Genomic DNA, 19,010 nt, shown 5'->3' with positions numbered 1-19,010 from the left:
TCATTTTGCAACCGGTTGCAAAACCAAAATTGAAATTCTTGCTTTCATAGGCTTTTCTGGGCACTAATGCGTCATCGTGTACCGGGGGGAACGAAGATGAGAGAACAATGCCGCCAACCTTGAAGGATGTCGCAGAGCGCGCCGGCGTATCCCGCGCGGCGGTGTCCCGCACCTTCACCGATGGTGCGTCGGTGTCTCTCAAGATGCGCAAAAAGGTGGAAAAAGCCGCTGATGAGCTGGGTTACAGCCCGAATGCGCTGGCTTCGAGCCTGACCACCGGGCGGACCAAGCTGATCGGTCTGGTGTCGAACAACTTTCACAACCCGATCTTTCTCGAGGTTTTCGACCTGTTCACCCGTGGTCTGCAGGACCGGGGGCTGCGGCCGCTGCTCGTCAATCTGTCTGATGAAACCGATCCCGCAAATTCGGTCCGGATGCTGCGGCAATATTCGGTTGATGCAGTGGTGGTGGCATCCTCGACCTTGCCGCCGGGCTTCGCCAAGGCATTTCGCGATGCCGGTGTTCCGGTGGTCCACAGTTTCGGCCGCTACGCCAGTTCGCCGGAAGTGCATGTGGTCGGGATCGACAATGTCGAATGCGGGCGAATGGCGGCGCGCGAACTGATCCGGCGCGGCTACCACGATGTTGCGTTTCTGGGCGGGCCGGAAAGCGCGACCTCGACGCAAGACCGGTTTCGGGGCTTCATGGAAGAACTGGCGCAGCACCCCGACATTTCGGTGCGGCACACCTTTGCCGAAGCCTATTCGTTCAATGCGGGGCGCAAGGAAATGCTGGCGCGGCTCCAGGACAAGCCGGCCCAGGCCTATTTCTGCGGCGATGACGTGCTCTCCATCGGGGCACTGAGCGCGATCAGTGATTCGGACCTTAAAGTGCCGGATGACATTGGCCTGATCGGGCTCAATGACATGGAAATGGCGGGCTGGGAGAACATCGACCTCACCACCATTCACCAGCCGATCAAGCAGATCATTGCCTCCTCGATCGAGCTGATTGTCTCGATGCTCGACACGCCGGAGCGCTACCCTGAAGCCAGGCTGTTTCCCTGCCGGGTCGTAGAGCGGGGAACTTTGAGACCGGTCAACTGACCGACTATCTCATCTGGATTTCAATAAATCCGGGGACAGCCGCCCCAGCCTGAACAGGTGCTGCAGCGTATAGGCGACGGCGCGGGCGTCGTCCGTGGCGTCATGGGCCTTGAGTGGCGGATGATCGACCTCGAAGTAGGCGGGCAGGGTGTTGCTCCGCGTGGTGCGGAGATCGTCATATGGCATGCCGGCTGCGAGCAGCAGGTCGCAGGCATTGCTGAAGCGGGTGACGGGAATGGGCGGTGCTATGCCCGTCACATAGGTGCTGATGGCGATCAGATTGAACTCGTCCTTGCCCCAGGAAAAGATCCTGTCGCCGTTTGTGAAACGGTCGAACGCGCCGAGCGCCTCCTCAAGAGCCAGACCATTGTCCTTGATCGCATCTTCATTGATTCCCGTTAGGCGGGTGAAAAACGGATCAATCGGGTAGGGCCGGCCATGCCGGTCGAGCGGTTTGACCAGGACCGAGAAGCTCTCAGTCAGCGGAAAGTCGCCTTCAAGCCCGAGCCGCACAGCGCCGATCTGCGCAATGACCGGATCAGGATCATAAGGCCCGCACCAGAAACGCTGCGGCGAGCCCTCGATGGTGAGGAATTCGCAATCGAAAATGATGGCTGATTTCATCGGTCCGCCCTCTGTTCGGGCCAACAATGCACCGGGGCGTCTGCGTTGGCTACTGGCCGGCCACAGAACCGGTTGCAGCCGGTTCGCGGGCCGAAAGCCGCGACACCCGCCACCAGGCGAGCCCGGTCAGCGCAAGGAAGGCCGCCAGCAGGATGACGCTGCCTGCGGCCCAGTTCGATGCCACCGCCCGCTCGATCTGTTGTCCGAAAACATAGCCGGCGCCGACGAGAAGCCCTGCCCAAAGGGTGGCTGACGCGCCGTTCAGCGCTGTGAACACCGGCCAGCGCATATCCGTCAGCCCAAGGGGCAGCGCGCCGATGGTGCGCATGCCCTTGGGATAGCGGTAGAGAAACACATAGGCCACGCCGTACTGCGCCAGCAGCCGCTTGCCATTCTCCATGATCCGCGCGAGCCGGGGCCGCCCCTTTGCAAGACCATCGCCATAGCGGCGGGCCAGGGCGAAGCGCGCCTCGTCACCGAGGTAACCGCCGGCAAAGCTGGCTGCGGCAACGCCTGCCACATCCAGCGCACCGGCTTGTGCGGCATAGCCTGCAAACAGCGGCAGCGACCCACTCTTGAGCGCGCAATAGCCAAACAGCAGGACATAAACCGCCATGCCGTAGTCGCGCACAAGCGCCAGAATTGTTTCCATGCCGTTTGGTCCCCGTCAGGCCGAAGCGGCCTTTCGTATTCGGAGGTAGGGCATGGTGCCCGCATGGCAAGCTTGGAAGCGCTGGCACGTCCTTGCCCATTAATCTGTGCAACGGATCTCTTTACTGTGCCCAAACAAAAATATTGATCTCATTGCCATTAGCTGGGAGTAGGGTAGGTGAAAGCGTGTTTGAGCAGTCGCCCGGTCTGCTTGTTTGATTTGCGTGAGCTGACGGAGCCGGTTTTGACCATCACCCATCTCGTCACCCATTCCGGCGGTTTTCATGCGGATGAGCTGTTGTCGTCTGTGGTTCTTACCCGGCTTTTTCCCGCTGCTGCATTGCTGCGCACCCGTGAGAGAGAGTGGCTGGAACCGGCTGAGGGCAGGATCATTTTCGATGTCGGCGGGGACTATGATGCCAGCCGGCAGATCTATGACCACCATCAGCGCCCCAGCCCGTTGCGGGATGATGGCCAGCCGTTCAGTTCCTTTGGTTTGATCTGGGCGCATTACGGGCGCGACTATCTGGCGGCGCTTGACGTGCCCGGCGCTGATCTGGACGCAATTCACAGCGCCTTTGATGAAGAATTTGTGCTGCCGGTCGACCTTCTCGACAATGGCGCGATCCAGCCATCGGTGGCGGGGCCATTGGCGGAATTGACGCTGCCAGCTCTTCTGGGAAGTCTCAAGCCGGTGTTTGACGACACGTCGCCCACCGCTGATGATGATGCCTTCCTGGCTGCCCTGCCGGTCGCGCGCAGTTTCGTCGAGGCCAGTGTGCGCAATCTCGCAGCCAAGGCCCGGGCGCGGGGCGTCGTGCTGGAGGCGATCGCCAAGGCCGGTGCGTCGCCGATTCTCGAATTGCCGATGGGCATGCCCTATCTCTCCGTGCTCAACGCGGCGGACGCCGGTCACATGATGTTCATGGTCGCTCCACGCGGAGAAGACTGGACGCTCAACGGAATCAAGCTGTCCAATGACACCTTCGACCAGCGCGCCGATCTGCCCGCCGCCTGGGCCGGCCTGAGCGATGCAGCGCTTGAAGCCGCCTGCGGCGTCAAAGGCGCCAAGTTCTGCCACAATGGCCGTTTCATCGCCGTTGCCAGCTCCCGCGAAGCCATCATGGAAATGGCCGAGCTTGCGGTGAAGGCGGTTCAGTAGGGGCCGTCACCTGGCGCGGCTTGTTCCGCCTGTCGGTTTTCTCCGTGCACCGGTCCGTTCAGTCAGTGTACCGCGTCATCGCATCATTGGTGGCCGCGCATCGACCCACTTGCCGTCTGCCTTGCCCGATTCCGCCACTGCGAAAACCGCAGCCATGGAGCGCAGGCCGTCTTCGGCGCGGGGATAGAGATTGGCGGCTGGGTCCATCGCCCGGCCTTCCTTTTCAGCCCGGATGGCCTCGGCGAGATCGTGATAGATGTTGGCAAAGGCCAGTGGCATGCCTTCGGCGTGACCGATGGTGACGCGGGTGGTGCGGTCGGCTTCGGGGGAAAGGTTTGCCTCGCCGCGCTCGATGGTCTGAAGGCGTTCGCCGAGCGGCATCCAGTAGAGCTGGTTGGGCTGTTCCTGGGCCCATCTGAGCCCGCCTTTCTCGCCAAACACCTGAAGCGTCAGACCGTGCTGGCGGCCAATGGCGATGGACGAAGTCCAGAGCCTGCCGACGGCGCCGCCGTTCATCCGGAAATTGACCATGGCATCGTCTTCGAGCTCGCGGCTTGCGATGCAGGAGACGGTGTCAGCCGAGAGTTTTTCGACTTCCTGACCGGTCACGAAACTCGCCATATGCAGCGCATGAATGCCGCAATCGGCGAATTGTGCCGAGACGCCGGCCTGGGCGGGATCATAGCGCCAGCGCACCCGCGGATTGTCGGCATCGGCCGCATCGGCATGGTGGCCATGGGCGAATTCGGCCTTGACCAGGCGAATCTGGCCCAGATCGCCGCGCGCGACCATCGCCTTCATGTGGCGCACCAGCGAATAGCCGGTGTAGCCGTAATTGACGGCGCAGATCTTTCCTGCCGCCTGAGCGATGCGGACAATGTCCTCGCCTTGCTCGACGGTCATGGTCATCGGCTTTTCGCACAGCACGTGAAAACCCGCCTCGAGATAGGCCTTGGTGATCTCGTAGTGGGTGGCGTTCGGGGTTGCCACGGTCACCAGGTCGACACGGTCGTCGCGCGCCTTCTCGCCGTCCAGCATCTCGCGCCAGTCGCCATAGGCGCGGTCGGCTTCAAGGCCCAGCCGCTGACCATAGCCACGTCCGGCCTCGGGGCGGTGGTCAAGTGCACCGGCGGTGAATTCGAATTCGCCGTCAAGACCTGCGCCGAGCCGGTGCGCCGGGCCAATCTGGCTGCCTTCGCCGCCGCCGATCATGCCCCATTTGAGTTTTGTCATGATGGTATGCCTCCCAATTGATGTGAAACCGCGTCCCGATTTCCGTCACCCCGGACTTGATCCGGGGTCCAGCCACCGCGCGTCCGCGCGGTGAGAGACTCTTTCAGATGATCGCTGACCAGAGAGTCTTCCGGCTCGCGGACGCTCGCCTGCTGGATGCCGGATCAAGTCCGGCATGACGGCGCCTGGTGAGTGGTCCTCCGCTCAAAAGCCGATGGATTTGAGATAGGTGCGGTTGGCGGTGGCGTCACCCAGCGTGTCGGGATCGAGCAGGGGATCGCAATCCTGCTCCACCGTGCACCAGCCTTCAAAGCCATTGTCCAGCAGGATCTGCCGCACGGCGGGGAAATCGACGTCACCCTGGCCGAGATTGCAGAAAATGCCCTGGCCGCAAGCGTCATAGAAACCGGTGCGGCTGGCGATTACATCCGCTTTCACTTTCGGGTCGATGTCCTTGAAATGCATGTAGGAAATGCGATCGATGTGGCGCTTCATGAAGGCGACCGGATCGAAACCGGCATAAGAATGATGGCCGGTGTCGAAGCAGATCTTCAGGATCTTGTCATCCACCTCGTCAAGCAGGCGCTCGAGTTCCGGTTCGAAATCGATGAAGCCGGCGGCATGAGCGTGCATGCCCACCGTCAGGCCGTATTCCTCCGCGCCGAGCTTGGCCACGGTGGCGATGCGGTCGCGGAAGGCGGACCACTCAGCCTGGTCCATCTGCTCGGCCTCATCGGCGCGGCCGGCGGTGGGCGCGCGGCGCGGCGAGATCGAATCGATCAGCACCAGGTGCTTGGCGCCATGGGCGACCAGCGCCTTGCAGGTGCGGACCGCGCCATCCATCACATCGTCCCATTGGGCCGCATCATGGAAGGCGCGGAACACCACGCCGCCGATCAGTTCCAGCCCGTGCTCATCGAGCGCTTCTGCGAGGATCGCGGGGTCCTCGGGCATGAAGCCCACGGGGCCCAGCTCGATGCCGGTGTATCCCGCGTCAGCGCATTGCTGGAGCACGGTGCGCCATGCCGGGTTGCGCGGGTCATTTGGAAATTCGACGCCCCAGGAGCAGGGCGCATTGCCGATTTGGATGGTCATGTCCTAAGCCTTCAGAGCGTTTGGATGGTTTGCCAGGATTTGGTGTTTGATGATGTCAGCGCGGCGGCCACGATTGTGTTGACTGCAAGGCCGTCGCGAAAAGTCGGCCATACAGGCTTGCCGGTTTCGATTGCAAGCAGGAAATCGCGTGCCTCGATGATGATCTGGTCCTGATAACCGGTTCCGTGTCCCGGCCCCTGGCAGAAGGGCAGGTAATCGGGATGCGCCGGGCCGGTCAGGATCTTGGTGAAGCCGCGGGTCGCCTCCGGCCCTTCCATCTCGTAGAGCCAGAGCGCGTTCTGGTCTTCCTGATCGAAGCGGATCGCGCCCTTGGTGCCAGTGATCTCGTAGGCGTAACCCATCTTGCGGCCGGTGGCGATGCGGCTGAAGAACAGATGCCCCATGGCGCCGTTTTCGAACCGGCACATCATCTGGCCCTGATCATCATTGTCGACGGTACCGCCGGGGCGTGTCTGGTGGACGGTTTCCACCTCGGCCGTCAAAGACGTGATCGGACCAGCCAGGGCGAGAGCCGCATTGATCATGTGCGGTGCGAGATCGCCCATCGCGCCATTGGCCATGCCTGTCGTGCGCCAGCTGGCGGAGGCTTGCGGGTCTGCGTAGAAATCCTCGGTGTGTTCGCCGCGAAACCAGGTGATGTCGCCGATGGCGCCATCGGCAATCAGTTTCCGCGCGAACTGGCTCGCGGGCGTGCGGATATAGTTGAAGCCGACCATGTTCACCGCGCCCGAGGCCTCTGCCGCTTTCACCATCGCCAGGCTGTCGTCCACAGATTCGCCGAGCGGTTTTTCACAGAACACAGGTTTCTTGAGCGCGAAGGCGGCCTCGGCAATGGCGCGGTGGGTCGATTGCGGGGAGGCGATGATGACAGCTTCCACCTTCGGGTCTGCCACCAGTTCACGCCAGTCGGCGGCTGCACGCAGGAAACCAAAGGCATTGCGGTAGCGTTCAGCCGATTCGGGCGAGCCTGCGGCAACCATTTCAAGGCGGGGTCTGAGCGGGGTGTCAAAAACGGCTCCAACGGCAGCCATGGCCACTGCATGAGCCTTGCCCATGTAGCCGCCGCCGACGATGCCGACGCCAATCTCCCTCATGTCAGTTCCTCCCAACTGAAATTCAGTTTGCAACCGGTTGCAAAATCAGTATCCTCGGAATAGGAGTTTCGCAAGCGGCATTTTGCCAACCGGAAAAAATCCGGATCGCGTGCCGCTGCTATTGGGAGGTATCAGCGTTCATGAGTGATGAGACCGTTCGGCTGACAACAGCGCAGGCCATTGTCCGTTATCTGGCCAACCAGTTCATCGAGATCGATGGTCAGGAATGGCGTCTGTGCGGTGGTGGTTTTGGCATTTTCGGCCATGGCAACGTCACCTGTCTGGGTGAGGCGCTGTATGATCACCGCGAAGAGCTGCCGCTCTATCGTGGCCAGAACGAGCAGAGCATGGGCTTTGCCGCCGCCGGTTACACCAAGCAATGGCTCAGACAGCGTTTCATGTTCTGCACCGCGTCGGCCGGACCGGGAACCGCCAATCTTCTCACCGCTTCCGCGCTGGCGCATGCCAACCGGCTGCCGATGCTGATGCTGTGCGGCGATATCTTTTTGACCAGGCTGCCGGACCCGGTGCTCCAGCAGCTTGAGCACTACGGCAATCCGGCCATGGGTCTCAATGATGCCTTCAAGCCTGTCAGCCGCTACTGGGACCGGATCACACACCCGGCACAGATCATCCAGTCGCTGCCCGCGGCGATTGCCACCATGCTCGATCCGGCTGACTGCGGCCCGGCGTTTCTGGGGCTGCCGCAGGATGTGCAGGGCTGGGCCTATGACTACCCGGTCGAGCTGTTTGCCAAGAAAGTGCACCGGATCCGCCGTCAGGCGCCCGACACCAATGAAATCGCCGATGCCGCTGCGTTGCTCAAAACCGCCGAGCGGCCGATGCTGATTGCCGGTGGCGGGGTGCAGTATTCGCGTGCGGTTGCTGAACTCACCGCTTTTGCCGAAGCGCATCAGATCCCGGTGGTCGAAACCATCGCCGGGCGTGCCAATCTGCTGGCAGAACACCCGCTCAACACTGGTCCGATTGGCGTCACCGGCTCCGACAGCGCCAATGCAATCGCTGAAAAGGCCGATGTGATCGTCGCCGTTGGCACCCGGTTGCAGGATTTCACCACCGGGTCGTGGACCGCGTTCGACAAGGCCGCGAAATTCATCTCGCTCAATGCTGCCCGGCATGATGCGATCAAGCATCTGTCGTTGCCGGTGGTTGGCGACGCTAAATTGGGTCTTGAAGCGCTTGGCGCTGCTCTTGACGGCTACAAGGCACCTTCCTTGTGGACCGGCTTTGCCCAGGATCAGCGCAAGGCCTGGGACACATATGTCGCCGAGAACGTGGCATCCGGAAACCGGCCCAATTCCTATGCCCAGGCCATTGGTGCGGTCAACGCGCTGTGTGATCCGCGCGACCGCGTGGTGACAGCGGCGGGCGGATTGCCTGCGGAAGTCACCGCCAACTGGCGCACGCTCGATATCGGCACCGTCGATGTCGAATTCGGCTTTTCCTGCATGGGGTACGAGATTGCCGGCGGCTGGGGGGCACGCATTGCCCAGGCCGAACGCGAAGCTGACAAGGACACCATCGTCTTTGTCGGTGACGGCTCCTATCTGCTGATGAATTCTGACATCTATTCCTCGGTTCTGAGCAACAAGAAGCTGATCATCCTGGTGCTCGACAATGGCGGCTTTGCCGTCATCAACAAGCTGCAGAACAACACCGGCAATGAGAGCTTCAACAACCTGATCGCCGATTGCCCGACGGTCACCGAACCCTTCGCCGTGGATTTCGAAGCCCATGCCTTGTCGATGGGCGCGTTTGCCGAAACGGTTGCCAATCAGGCCGAACTGGCCAGCGCATTCAATCGCGCCAAGGCGAGCAAGAGGACCCATGTGATCGTCATGAAGGTCGATCCCTACGAGGGCTGGACCACACAGGGCCATGCCTGGTGGGAAGTTGGCACGCCGCATATCACGGACAACGCAAAGGTCCGCGCCGCCCATGAAGACGTCGAATCCTCCCGTTCCAAGCAGCGCAAGGGTGTCTGAGATGCCGCGTTGCAATGAACCTCTGGGTAAGGGGGCAGGCCGGACATGAGTGTTCTTGATGGCATCAGGGCCCGGAATTTTCTGGTGATCGGCCGGGTCGGCATGGATCTGTCGCCGGATCCTGCCGGAACACGAACCCGGGAGGCGTCCTCGATGATGGTTGCCATGGGCGGTTCGAGCGCAAACATTGCGGCCGGTCTGGTCAAGTTCGGCTGCAAGGCGGCACTTGTGACCAAGGTGTCCGATGATGCTGTTGGCTGGTACTGTCTTGGCCAGCTCGACCATTACGGCATCGAGCGGGCCCATGTGCAGCCGATCAAGGGCGAATGCCGCACCTCGCTGGCGATCTACGAGACTCGCGTCGAAGAGCACCAGAGCGTGATCTACCGCAACAATGCGGCCGACTTCCAGCTCGGGATCGATGATGTCGAGGCGATCGATTACAAGAGCTACGGCGCGCTGATCACGGCGGGCACCGTGTTTGCCGCCGAACCGTCGCGTTCGGCCACGTTCCGCGCCTTTGAGCTGGCGCGCGCCGCGGGCCTGCCGATCATTTTTGATGTCGATTACCGGCCCTATTCCTGGCCTTCGCCCGAGGTGGCGGAAGAGGTGTTGTCGCGCGCAGGAAGCCTGGCCGATGTCATTGTCGGCAATGACGAGGAATTCGGATTCATGGCCGGCGGTATCGACAAGGGGCTGGCCAAGGCGCGTGAACTGGCGCATTCAAGCGCCGCGATCGTGGTCTACAAGATGGGCCCCGAGGGTGCGATCACGTTTTTCGACGGCCAGGAAACCCGCACCGGGATCTATCCGGTCGAGGCACTCAAACCCACCGGCGCGGGTGACAGTTTCATGGCGGGCCTGCTTGCGGGGCTGTCGGAGGGCCGTGATATGCGCGACGCCGTGCTGCGCGGTTCGGCCTGCGCCTCCATCGTCGTTTCCAGGCCCGGCTGCGCGCCGGCAATGCCAGACACCCAACAGCTTGAGGCCTTCCTCACATCCCATTCCGGCCCGACCCATGGTTGAGCCACGGATATCTCGAAAGGACCAGTACCATGCATATCGCGCCCTATGATAACGCCAACAAACCCATTGTGGATGTCGACAATGCCTGCGTGCCGCTCAACTATTTCAACATCGTCAAGCTCAAGAAGGGCGAGGCGTTCGAGTATCAGGTGCCCGGCTATGAGACCTGCATCGTGCCTGCCACCGGCTCGGTCGATGTCAATGTCGAGGGTGTTTCCTACGCCAAGCTCGGCAATCGCGGCTTTGATGTCTGGGATGGCGAACCCGAAGGCGTTTATGTGCCTGTCGGCGCCAAGGTGACAATCGTCTGCGTTTCGGATGAGACCGAGACCTTCATTGCGGGCGCCAAATACGACAAGGTGCTCGAGCCTTTCGATGTGCGTGCGGCTGAACTCGATCTGGTGCAGTACGGCTCCGACGACACCAAGACCCATCGCAAGATCAAGCACATTCTCGGCCAGAAGCATCACGGCAAGGTTGGCCGGCTGCTGGTCAGCGAGCTGTTCACTGTCGGGCAGGGCGGCTGGTCCGGGTTCCCGAGCCACAAGCATGACACTGACCGTCTGCCCGATGAAACCCGTCATGACGAGACCTACAATTTCCGCTTCCGGCCCAATCATGGCTCCGGCGTGCAGATGCTGCAGCGTGAGGACAACAAGCCTGGCGACGCCTACCACATCGTCGACGGCTCGACGATCTGCCTCGACAAGGGATATCACCCCTGTGCGGTGCTGCCGGGCTACGAGATGTACTACTTCACCATTCTGGGCGGATTGAGTCAGCGCTCGCTGATCCAGTATTTCCAGCCCACCCATGCCTATCAGATCGAGACGATCCCGGGCATCAAGGACATGGTGGCCAAGTTCAAATGAGCATCGCGACACTCGCCAACGTGCTTCAGCCGGCGCTCAAGGGTGGCTATGCCGTTGCCGGGCTGGTCACGCTCGGCTGGGAAGATATGCGCGCCTATGTGGCCGCGGCTGAAGCCGAGAACCTGCCGGTGATCCTGCAGGCCGGTCCGTCCTGCCGGGCACACACCCCGCTGCCGGTTCTTGGCAAGATGTTCCGGCACCTGGCCGAGAATGCCAGCGTCCCGGTCGTGGCCCATCTCGATCACGGCTACACATTCGAGGAATGCAAGGAAGCACTCGAGAGCGGCTTCACCTCGCTGATGTTTGACGGATCACGCAAGCCGCTCGGCCAGAACATCGAGGAAACCGCCCGGATCGCCGAGATGGCGCACAAGGCAGGCATTTCCTGCGAGGGTGAAATCGGTTTTGTCGGCTATTCCGGCGGCGAGAATTCCGCCGGAACCGATCCGGAAGAGGCAGCCCGTTTTGCGCGAGAGAGCGGGGTCGACGCGATGGCGATTTCGGTCGGCAATGTGCATCTGCAGCAGGATAAGGAAGGCGGGCTGGATGAACCGCGCATCCGGGCCATCGAGGCCTTGACCGACGTGCCGCTGGTCATCCATGGCGGCTCCGGCGTGCCGGTCGCGCAGCGAACCGCGCTGGCCCGCGGCTCGCGGATCTGCAAGTTCAACATCGGAACCGAACTCAGAATGGCCTTTGGTGCGGCCATGCGCGAGGCGGTGAACCGGGACCCGGACCGTTTTGACCGGGTGACAATTCTCAAGGAAACCCACGACCCGGTTGTGGCGGCGGCACGGCAGGTGATCCGCGCGCTTGGACCGGTGCAATAGGACGGCACATCATGCTCAATATCGGAATTCTGGGTTGCGGCCGCATCGGCCAGGTTCATGCCGGGAGTATCGCTCATGTCGATGGCGCGAGCGTGGCCGCCGTCGCCGATGCGTTTCCCGAAGCGGCCAATGCGCTTGCCGGAAAGACCGGCGCGTCGGTGATGAGTGCGGACGAGATCATCGCCAGCGACGGCATTGATGCGATCGTCATCGGCACGCCGACAGACACGCATTTCGACCTGATCCAGGCCGGTGCGAAAGCCGGCAAGGCGATCTTCTGCGAAAAACCGGTTGATATGTCATCAGACCGGATCCGCCAGTGTATCGAGACCGTGGACGCTCATGGCGTGATGTTCCTGACCGGCTTCAACCGCCGTTTCGACCCCGGCTTTGCCGCGATCCAGGCACGGATTGCCGCCGGCGACATCGGCAATGTCGAACTGGTCACCATTCTTTCGCGTGACCCGAGCCCTCCGCCTGTCTCCTATATCAAGAGCTCCGGTGGTCTGTTCCGTGACATGATGATCCATGATTTCGATATGTCGCGGTTTCTGCTCGGTGAAGAGGTGGTTCAGGTCTACGCCACCGGCTCGGCGCTGGTCGATCCGGCGATTGGCGAAGCCGGCGATGTCGACACCGCAGTCGCGGTGCTGACCACCGCCTCGGGCAAGATCTGCCAGATCTCCAACTCGCGTCGCGCCACCTATGGCTACGACCAGCGCGTTGAGGTGCACGGCGCGGGCGGTTTGCTGCGCGCCGAGAATATGCGCGAGAACAATGTCGAGATCGCAACGGAGCAGGGCTTCCGCTCCGCGCCGGCACAGAACTTCTTCCTCGAGCGCTATGCCGGAGCCTATGTTGCCGAGATGAAGCACTTCGTTGAGTGCGTCGCTAGCGGCACGAGCCCGTCGCCCAATATCCGTGACGGATTGGCCGCGCAGATGATCGCCGATGCGGCGGCGCAGTCGCTGGAAACCGGAGTACCGGTCAAGCTGGGGTAACGCGCTTAACTTCATCGGGCGGCGGGGTTTCACGTTGAGGCTTGTCCGGGAGCGTCAGGGTGAAGACAGTGCCTTCACCTTGGCCTGGGCTGTCCAAGCGTATGCTGCCGCCATGGGCGTCGGCAATGGCCTTGACGATTGCCAAGCCAAGCCCGGTTGATGTTTCCCCGGCCGTGGGTTTTGCGGAAAGCCGCTGAAAGTGCTGGAACGCGAAGGTGCGGTCCGATTCGGTCATCCCAAGCCCCTGATCGCGTACGGTAATTTCCGTGCATTCGGCAAATTTCCGAGCGTCGATGAACACCGACTGACCGGGATGGGAATACTTTATGGCATTGCTGATCAAATTGTCCAATGCCTCGACCAGCCGGTCCTCGTCGCCTCTCACCGACAAACCTGTGGGTGGCGTGTAGACGAGGCTTATGGATTTTTTTGCGGCAGTTCTTGCGTTGAGCGCGATTGCTAGGTCGCATGCGCGATCCAGTGGCAGGTCCTGCACATCAAGCTTCAGCAACGCTGCGTCGCAGCTGGCCCGGTCAAGGCAGGAAACGATTAGGCGGTCCATCCTTTCCACCGTTTCCGCAATAATCCTGCTGCTGTTGTTGATGGTCTTGGCGAGGTCGCCATCTATGCCTTGTTTTTCCAGCACACCCGCGATCAGCTCCGATCTGCTAAGGATGACGGCCAACGGATTTCTCAGGTCATGCGCCATCGTGCCAAGCAATGCTGTCTTCGCCTCATTGCTTTTGTGCAGGGCCTTGTGGCGACTTGCCAGTCGCCGTGTGGTCTGTGAGAGTGTTTCAACAAGTTCTTCCATTTCCCGCTGCAGTTCCATGCGCTGCAACTCGGCCTCGGCCCGCATGGCAAAAATCCGGATCACGGCCAAGGCTTCGTCCGGGTTGGCGATCGGCTGTTTGGAGAGCACGGCAAAATGTCCTATCAGGCTGCCATCGGCACGTTTCAAAGGAATGCCGACATATCCATCAAACCCCTCTTCTTTGGGAAAGCGCTTGTAGAGCCCTTCGCTGATGATCAGTGTTTGCCCTCTGTAGACCAGTCGACAGGGTGTCTCATCTAGATCATACTCGAAGCTTGAATTGTCTCCATCTTTCTCCCAGCTGGAGAGTGATTGGGCCTTTTGCACCGGTTTCCCAACGCCAACTGCGATGAATACCAGCGAGGCGTCCATCGTCTTACGGATCGTCTTGACGAGTTCTGCAAGGAACGGCGTTCCGATCGACTGAGCGGTTCTTGAGGCGATTTCGCTGAGAATGTCTTTCATAAGCGAGTTCTATCAAACGCGCCGAATCGTCTCCAGCCAATTGTTAGCAAGTTAGAATATTCTCTCGTCGAATCTCAATGGCGCAACGAATGTGCCTCTAAAGCAACTCAATCTGCCATGGGTGCTGATGCCCTCTGTGTGGACATCTGCCAATCCAGCGCCACATCGCGCGCGAGCATGGCTGCGCGGTGGGCGAGCGCGTTCATCGGTTCGGCGGTGTAGGATGCGGTGAAGATCAGTTCTGGCGGGGTCCACTCGCAATTGACCTGGTGCAATTGGCCTGTTGCGAGATGCTCGCGCACCATGGTGTGCGGCAACACTGCAATGCCAACCCCATCAAGCGCCATGCGCAAAGATGCGGCCAGTGTGGAGACCGGAAAGATTCTTGGCAGCGGGCCGTTGAGGTCACTGAATTTCTGCCGCAGTTCCGCATAGGGCCGGGTGGTTCTGGCATAGGTGATGACCGGATGTGCGAGCAGGGCGGTCAGTGGCACCTCTTTTGTCTCTGGCATGGCAAGCTCCGGCGCGGCCGTCCAGATCAGCGGAAAGGCTGGCAAATCGACATTGCCGATGCGGTATTCGGACACCGGGCCCATCAGGAATGCGAGGTCGAGACGGTGGTCGATCAGCTCGTTGCGCAGATTCACCGTGACATCGACCAGAACGTCCACATCAACCAGCGGAAACCGGCGGCTCAACGCCTTGAGAAAATCCGGCAACCAAGAATGGACGATGGTTTCGGCAACACCCAGCCGCAAGATTCCGCGTTGTTTTTCAGAGCCTTCGCCGGTCGAAATATCGTCGGCAATGCTGATCAGCCGGCGGGCCTTGGGCAGCAACATTTGTCCCGCCGAGGTGAGTTGCACCTGACCTGCGTCGCGGACAAACAACTGCTGGCCCAACTGGTCTTCCAGAGTTGCGATCCGCGTTGAAATCGCCGGCTGGGTGGTGTTGAGTTTGGTTGCAGCCTTGCGGAAGGACTCCAGTGCTGCAACCCAGACAAAGGCTTCCATTTGCCGCAAAGTGAAGTTGGCCATCAATCTCGCCTCATAAGAAAAATTTATCGCATTCAATCGAAAAGCATAATTTGACGCAATGTTTTTCTGTCCCCATGGTTGCTGCAACACGGGGAACAAGAAGAGCCATGACGGTCAAAACCTCTTATCATGAATTGCTGGGCCTGCCGGTGGATGCGGTGCGTGCCGCCATTCGCAGCGGCGCTTATGGCGGCCATACGGCTGGCCTCGCGCCCGGGAAACTGCAGACCAATCTGGTGATCCTGCCCGCCGCCGATGCGCTGGATTTCGCCGAGTATTGCCGGCTCAACCCGCGGCCTTGCCCGCTGGTGGCGCAGGGAGAGGCGGGGAACCCGCGCCTTGATGCGCTGGGTGACATCGACATCCGAACCGATGTTCCTGCCTACAATGTCTACCGGAACGGCGTGCTCGATGAGACGGTGCATGATCTCATCTCGCTGTGGCGTGATGATCTGGTGATTTTTGCGCTTGGCTGCTCGTTCACCTTCGAACGTGCGCTGATCGAAGACGGCATCCCCATGCGTCACATCTCTCAGGACAAGACTGTACCGATGTTCCGCACCACGGTGGAAACACAGCCCGCGGGTGCCTTCCGCGGAGGCCTGGTGGTGTCGATGCGGCCGATCCGGCGAGAGCTTGTCGAACGGGCTTCGGCAATCACCGCCCGCTATCCTCAGGCTCACGGAGCGCCGCTTCATGCCGGCGATCCCGCCGTGCTCGGCATCAAGGACCTTAACAGCCCCGACTGGGGCGACGCGATAGAGGTGCGTGACGGCGAGGTTCCGGTGTTCTGGGCCTGCGGGGTGACCCCGCAAAATGCCATCCGTCAGGCGCGTCCTGCCTTCTGCATCACCCATGCGCCGGGCCATATGCTGATTGCCGACACCGACGAATATGCGCCGGTCGGCGCGTTCTCCGCTTCCCAAGTACCAGAATCCGATTTTTCAACCACTGAAAGGACTTCTCAATGATCCGTACTCTTGCAGCCGCAGCGCTTGCCGCAACGGTGTTTGCCGCTCCGGTCCTGGCCGCCGACAAGCCCGTCACCATCCGCGCGGTGGGAACCTGGGGCAATCTGTCGAATTACTTCAAGCATGAAGGCCCGTTCTTCAACGAGAAGCTCTCCGAGGCTTCGGGCGGTTCGATCATCGGTGAGATCAAGCCGCAGACCGAACTGGGTCTCAAGGGTTTTGAGATCATGCGTCTGGTCAAGAATGGCGTGTTCGATTTCGCCTTCGGCCTTCCCGGCTATGTCGCACAGGAAACCGCCGCCTTTGACGGCGCGGATCTTGCCACGCTGACCCAGGACATCGGCACCCAGCGCAAGGTCGCCGAGGCCTATTTCCCAACGCTCGAAACACTGTTTGCCGATGTCTACAATGCCAAGCTGATGATGCTCTACCCGTTCCCAAGTCAGACCTTGTGGTGCAAGGACGAGGTGACCGGGATCGAGGACCTTAATGGCAAGAAGATCCGCACCTATTCCGCAACGCTGGGCGACTTCGTCGAGGCGGTTGGCGGCACCAGCGTGACGGTTGCCTTTGCCGAAGTCATTCCGGCGCTTGAGAAGGGTGTTGTCGATTGCGGCATTACCGGCACCATGTCGGCCTACACTGCCAAATGGAACCAGGTGGCAAATTATGCCTACACCCTGCGCGTCGGCTGGGGCCTCGCCTTCGGTGCGATCAACATGGACAAGTGGAATGCCATGAGCCCGGAGCAGCAGGAACTGATGAGCAAGGAAATCGCTGCGCTCAATGAGCGGATGTGGGCGGAGACCGCCACCGAAGACGAGGTTGCGATTGCCTGCATCACCGGCGGCGAGTGCGCCATCGGCGAAAAGGGCAGCATGACGCTGGTGACTCCGTCCGAGGCCGATATCGCGGCGCTCAAGCCGATTGGTCAGCAGGTTCTCGACAAATGGGCCGGACGTTGCGGCAAGGACTGCGTCGACAACTGGAACAGCTCGGTTGGAACCGTGCTTGGCCTGACCGCGACCGTGGAATAATCTGGGGAACAATCTCGATCATCACCTTGATGGTGGATCGCGGCGCGGGCGAAAACTGAAACTTTCGCCCCGCGCCGTTTTCATTGGGGACCTGCGCCATGATAGAAAAACTCATAAGCATCTCACACGGCACAGCGCGGCGGCTGGCATGGTTTGGCGGCACGCTGCTGATCGCAGCATCGGTTCTGGTGACGATCGATGTCATCTGCCGGAAGCTGTTCAACATCAGCCTGGGCGGCGCGGATGAATTCACCGGCTACTGCTTCGCGGTGGCGACAAGTCTTTCGCTCTCATTTGCGCTGTTCGAGCGGGTTCATATCCGCATCGACGCGCTCTATGGCTTTGCCGGGCCGCGGCTGCGCGCTGCGGCTGATTTGTTCGGGCTGGCGCTGCTGACCGGGTTTACCGCTCTTGTTGCGATGATGGCCTGGGATCTGGTGGCCGATACGCTTGAATACAATTCGCGGTCGATCACGCCGCTCAAGGTGCCGCTGGCAATCCCGCAGATCCCCTGGCTGATCGGCTGGCTGTTCGCCGTCTTCAGCGGTGTTCTGCTGCTGATTGGCGCCATTGCCCGGCTCCGGCGTGACGGGAGCGAGGCCAGCAGCCGTCTGATCGGTATCAAGTCGACCAGGGAAACAATCGAAGATGAAGCGGGGATCCGGACATGATGGGTGTCATCGGCGCGCTGCTGCTGCTTCTGGTTCTGTTGTCCGTTCCGGTCGCTGCGGCGTTGGGGATCCTGGGACTGTCGGCAAACTGGTTCTATTCACCCATGCCGCTGCACCGGGCGCTGGGCGACATGGTCTGGCAGAATGGTTCGGACTTTCTGCTCGTTGCCATTCCGCTGTTTGTCCTGCTGGGCGAAATCCTGCTGCGCGCGGGCATTGCCACACAGATGTATGACGGCATGGCGAAATGGCTCAACCGGCTCCCCGGCGGGTTGATGCATGCCAATATCGGTTCCTCGGCGCTGTTTGCGGCGACCTCCGGCTCCAGTGTGGCCACATCGGCGACCATCGGCACCGTTGCACTGCCACAGATCGAAAAGCGCGCCTACAATGAACGGCTGTTCCTGGGCTCGATCGCGGCTGGCGGAACGCTTGGTATTCTCATTCCGCCGTCGATCAACCTGATCCTCTACGGGCTGTTGACCGACACCAGCGTGCCCGAGCTCTATCTGGCGGGTTTCATCCCGGGCGTGGTGCTGGCGCTGGTCTTCATGGTGACGATCGCGCTGTTCTGCCTGGCGCGCCCGGCCTGGGGTGGTGAGACCATTCACTATTCCTGGCGTGAGCGGGTGGCGGCATTGCCGGGTCTGCTGCCGCCGATGCTGATCTTCCTGGTGGTGGTCGGCTCGATCTATGCCGGACTGGCAACCCCCACGGAAGCTGCAGCCCTTGGCGTGGTTGCCTCGATCGGGCTTGCGGCCTGGTACGGCAAATTGTCGATCGCCATGCTGCGCGATGCGGTGGAGGGAACCATGCGGACCACGGCGATGATCATGCTGATCATCCTGGCGGCGGTGTTTCTCAACTTCGTGCTGTCGACGTTGGGGATCACCCAGGCGCTGGTCGAGGCGATCACCGGCATGGGGCTCACACCCTTGTCAACGCTGCTGCTGATCATCTGCTTCTATGTGATCCTCGGATGTTTCATGGAAACGCTGTCGATGCTGCTGACCACAGCGCCGCTGGTGACGCCGATCGTGGTGGCGCTCGGCTATGATCCGGTGTGGTTCGGGGTGCTGCTGATGGTGCTGCTCGAAACCGCCCTGATCACACCGCCGGTGGGTCTCAACCTCTATGTGGTGCAGGGCATCCGCGAGCGGGGGTCGATGAATGACGTCATGGTCGGGGCGATGCCCTTTGTGGTGGCGATGTTTGCCATGGTGGCGATCCTGATCGCGTTTCCGCAGCTGGCGCTCTGGCTCCCGAGCCTGTTCTACTGAGCCGAGAGCCGCGG

18 protein-coding genes are annotated in these 19,010 nt (G+C 61.0%); 11 read left to right on the top strand and 7 right to left on the bottom strand.

All coding sequences use genetic code 11. The features are described from left to right. Positions 1–107: 107 nt before the first annotated feature. A complete protein-coding gene (locus tag HPDFL43_RS12810) occupies positions 108–1,106 on the top strand; it encodes a LacI family DNA-binding transcriptional regulator (protein WP_007197773.1) in 999 nt (332 codons plus the stop codon). Positions 1,107–1,115: 9 nt separating this feature from the next. Here HPDFL43_RS12810 and HPDFL43_RS12805 read toward each other — a convergent pair whose 3' ends face one another. Further along, positions 1,116–1,730, bottom strand: coding sequence for an exonuclease domain-containing protein (locus HPDFL43_RS12805; protein WP_007197772.1), 615 nt, complete (start codon positions 1,728–1,730; stop codon positions 1,116–1,118). Between the two features lie 49 nt (positions 1,731–1,779). Continuing rightward, positions 1,780–2,382, bottom strand: coding sequence for a DedA family protein (locus HPDFL43_RS12800; protein WP_007197771.1), 603 nt, complete (start codon positions 2,380–2,382; stop codon positions 1,780–1,782). Between the two features lie 243 nt (positions 2,383–2,625). Here HPDFL43_RS12800 and HPDFL43_RS12795 point away from each other — a divergent pair, with 243 nt between their 5' ends. Continuing rightward, the gene (locus tag HPDFL43_RS12795; RefSeq protein ID WP_040450169.1) at positions 2,626–3,543 is read left to right on the top strand and encodes an MYG1 family protein; all 918 of its coding nucleotides are present in this window, start codon (positions 2,626–2,628) and stop codon (positions 3,541–3,543) included. A 75-nt stretch (positions 3,544–3,618) separates the two neighbouring features. Here HPDFL43_RS12795 and HPDFL43_RS12790 read toward each other — a convergent pair whose 3' ends face one another. The 3 genes from HPDFL43_RS12790 to HPDFL43_RS12780 all read right to left on the bottom strand — a co-directional run bounded on the left by HPDFL43_RS12790 (position 3,619) and on the right by HPDFL43_RS12780 (position 6,986). Next, on the bottom strand, positions 3,619–4,776 hold the full coding sequence (locus tag HPDFL43_RS12790; RefSeq protein ID WP_007197769.1) for a Gfo/Idh/MocA family protein: 1,158 nt from the start codon (positions 4,774–4,776) through the stop codon (positions 3,619–3,621). Positions 4,777–4,980: 204 nt separating this feature from the next. Further along, on the bottom strand, positions 4,981–5,871 hold the full coding sequence (locus HPDFL43_RS12785) for a sugar phosphate isomerase/epimerase family protein (protein WP_007197768.1): 891 nt from the start codon (positions 5,869–5,871) through the stop codon (positions 4,981–4,983). An 11-nt stretch (positions 5,872–5,882) separates the two neighbouring features. Next, the gene (locus HPDFL43_RS12780) at positions 5,883–6,986 is read right to left on the bottom strand and encodes a Gfo/Idh/MocA family protein (RefSeq protein ID WP_007197767.1); all 1,104 of its coding nucleotides are present in this window, start codon (positions 6,984–6,986) and stop codon (positions 5,883–5,885) included. Positions 6,987–7,126: 140 nt separating this feature from the next. Here HPDFL43_RS12780 and iolD point away from each other — a divergent pair, with 140 nt between their 5' ends. The 5 genes from iolD to iolG are packed head-to-tail and all read left to right on the top strand — an operon-like array spanning position 7,127 to position 12,721. Beyond that, entirely contained in the window at positions 7,127–8,992 is a 1,866-nt protein-coding gene (iolD, locus tag HPDFL43_RS12775) for a 3D-(3,5/4)-trihydroxycyclohexane-1,2-dione acylhydrolase (decyclizing) (protein WP_007197766.1), read from the top strand. Positions 8,993–9,037: 45 nt separating this feature from the next. After that, entirely contained in the window at positions 9,038–10,018 is a 981-nt protein-coding gene (iolC, locus tag HPDFL43_RS12770; protein WP_007197765.1) for a 5-dehydro-2-deoxygluconokinase, read from the top strand. Positions 10,019–10,047: 29 nt separating this feature from the next. Then, positions 10,048–10,890, top strand: coding sequence for a 5-deoxy-glucuronate isomerase (locus HPDFL43_RS12765; RefSeq protein WP_007197764.1), 843 nt, complete (start codon positions 10,048–10,050; stop codon positions 10,888–10,890). Next, entirely contained in the window at positions 10,887–11,720 is an 834-nt protein-coding gene (locus HPDFL43_RS12760; RefSeq protein WP_007197763.1) for a class II fructose-bisphosphate aldolase, read from the top strand. Before HPDFL43_RS12765 ends, HPDFL43_RS12760 begins: the two co-directional genes overlap by 4 nt. An 11-nt stretch (positions 11,721–11,731) precedes the next feature. Continuing rightward, the gene (iolG, locus tag HPDFL43_RS12755; RefSeq protein WP_007197762.1) at positions 11,732–12,721 is read left to right on the top strand and encodes an inositol 2-dehydrogenase; all 990 of its coding nucleotides are present in this window, start codon (positions 11,732–11,734) and stop codon (positions 12,719–12,721) included. Here iolG and HPDFL43_RS21410 read toward each other — a convergent pair. Both HPDFL43_RS21410 and HPDFL43_RS12745 read right to left on the bottom strand, forming a co-directional pair. After that, positions 12,708–13,907 (bottom strand): GAF domain-containing sensor histidine kinase, encoded by a 1,200-nt coding sequence (locus HPDFL43_RS21410; RefSeq protein ID WP_169743248.1) that lies wholly within the window; start codon positions 13,905–13,907, stop codon positions 12,708–12,710. The genes iolG and HPDFL43_RS21410 overlap by 14 nt on opposite strands. Positions 13,908–14,107: 200 nt before the next feature. After that, complete coding sequence (locus tag HPDFL43_RS12745) at positions 14,108–15,037, bottom strand: LysR family transcriptional regulator (protein ID WP_007197760.1); 930 nt, start codon at positions 15,035–15,037, stop codon at positions 14,108–14,110. Positions 15,038–15,144: 107 nt separating this feature from the next. On the opposite strand from HPDFL43_RS12745, the gene HPDFL43_RS12740 reads away from it, so the two are divergent. From HPDFL43_RS12740 to HPDFL43_RS12725, 4 genes are all read left to right on the top strand, one after another. Continuing rightward, complete coding sequence (locus tag HPDFL43_RS12740) at positions 15,145–16,008, top strand: putative hydro-lyase (protein WP_007197759.1); 864 nt, start codon at positions 15,145–15,147, stop codon at positions 16,006–16,008. Beyond that, complete coding sequence (locus HPDFL43_RS12735; protein WP_007197758.1) at positions 16,005–17,045, top strand: TRAP transporter substrate-binding protein; 1,041 nt, start codon at positions 16,005–16,007, stop codon at positions 17,043–17,045. Before HPDFL43_RS12740 ends, HPDFL43_RS12735 begins: the two co-directional genes overlap by 4 nt. 98 nt (positions 17,046–17,143) lie before the next feature. After that, positions 17,144–17,716: a TRAP transporter small permease subunit gene (locus HPDFL43_RS12730; protein ID WP_007197757.1), complete on the top strand. Its 573-nt coding sequence runs from the start codon at positions 17,144–17,146 to the stop codon at positions 17,714–17,716. Then, the gene (locus HPDFL43_RS12725; protein WP_007197756.1) at positions 17,713–18,996 is read left to right on the top strand and encodes a TRAP transporter large permease; all 1,284 of its coding nucleotides are present in this window, start codon (positions 17,713–17,715) and stop codon (positions 18,994–18,996) included. Before HPDFL43_RS12730 ends, HPDFL43_RS12725 begins: the two co-directional genes overlap by 4 nt. The last annotated feature ends 14 nt before the right edge of the window (positions 18,997–19,010 follow it).

Origin of the sequence: Hoeflea phototrophica DFL-43 (assembly GCF_000154705.2) — a bacterium.
GTDB lineage: Bacteria > Pseudomonadota > Alphaproteobacteria > Rhizobiales > Rhizobiaceae > Hoeflea > Hoeflea phototrophica.
The sequence above is the reverse complement of the archived record's forward strand: the minus strand, read 5'-3'. Positions and strand labels throughout refer to the sequence as shown.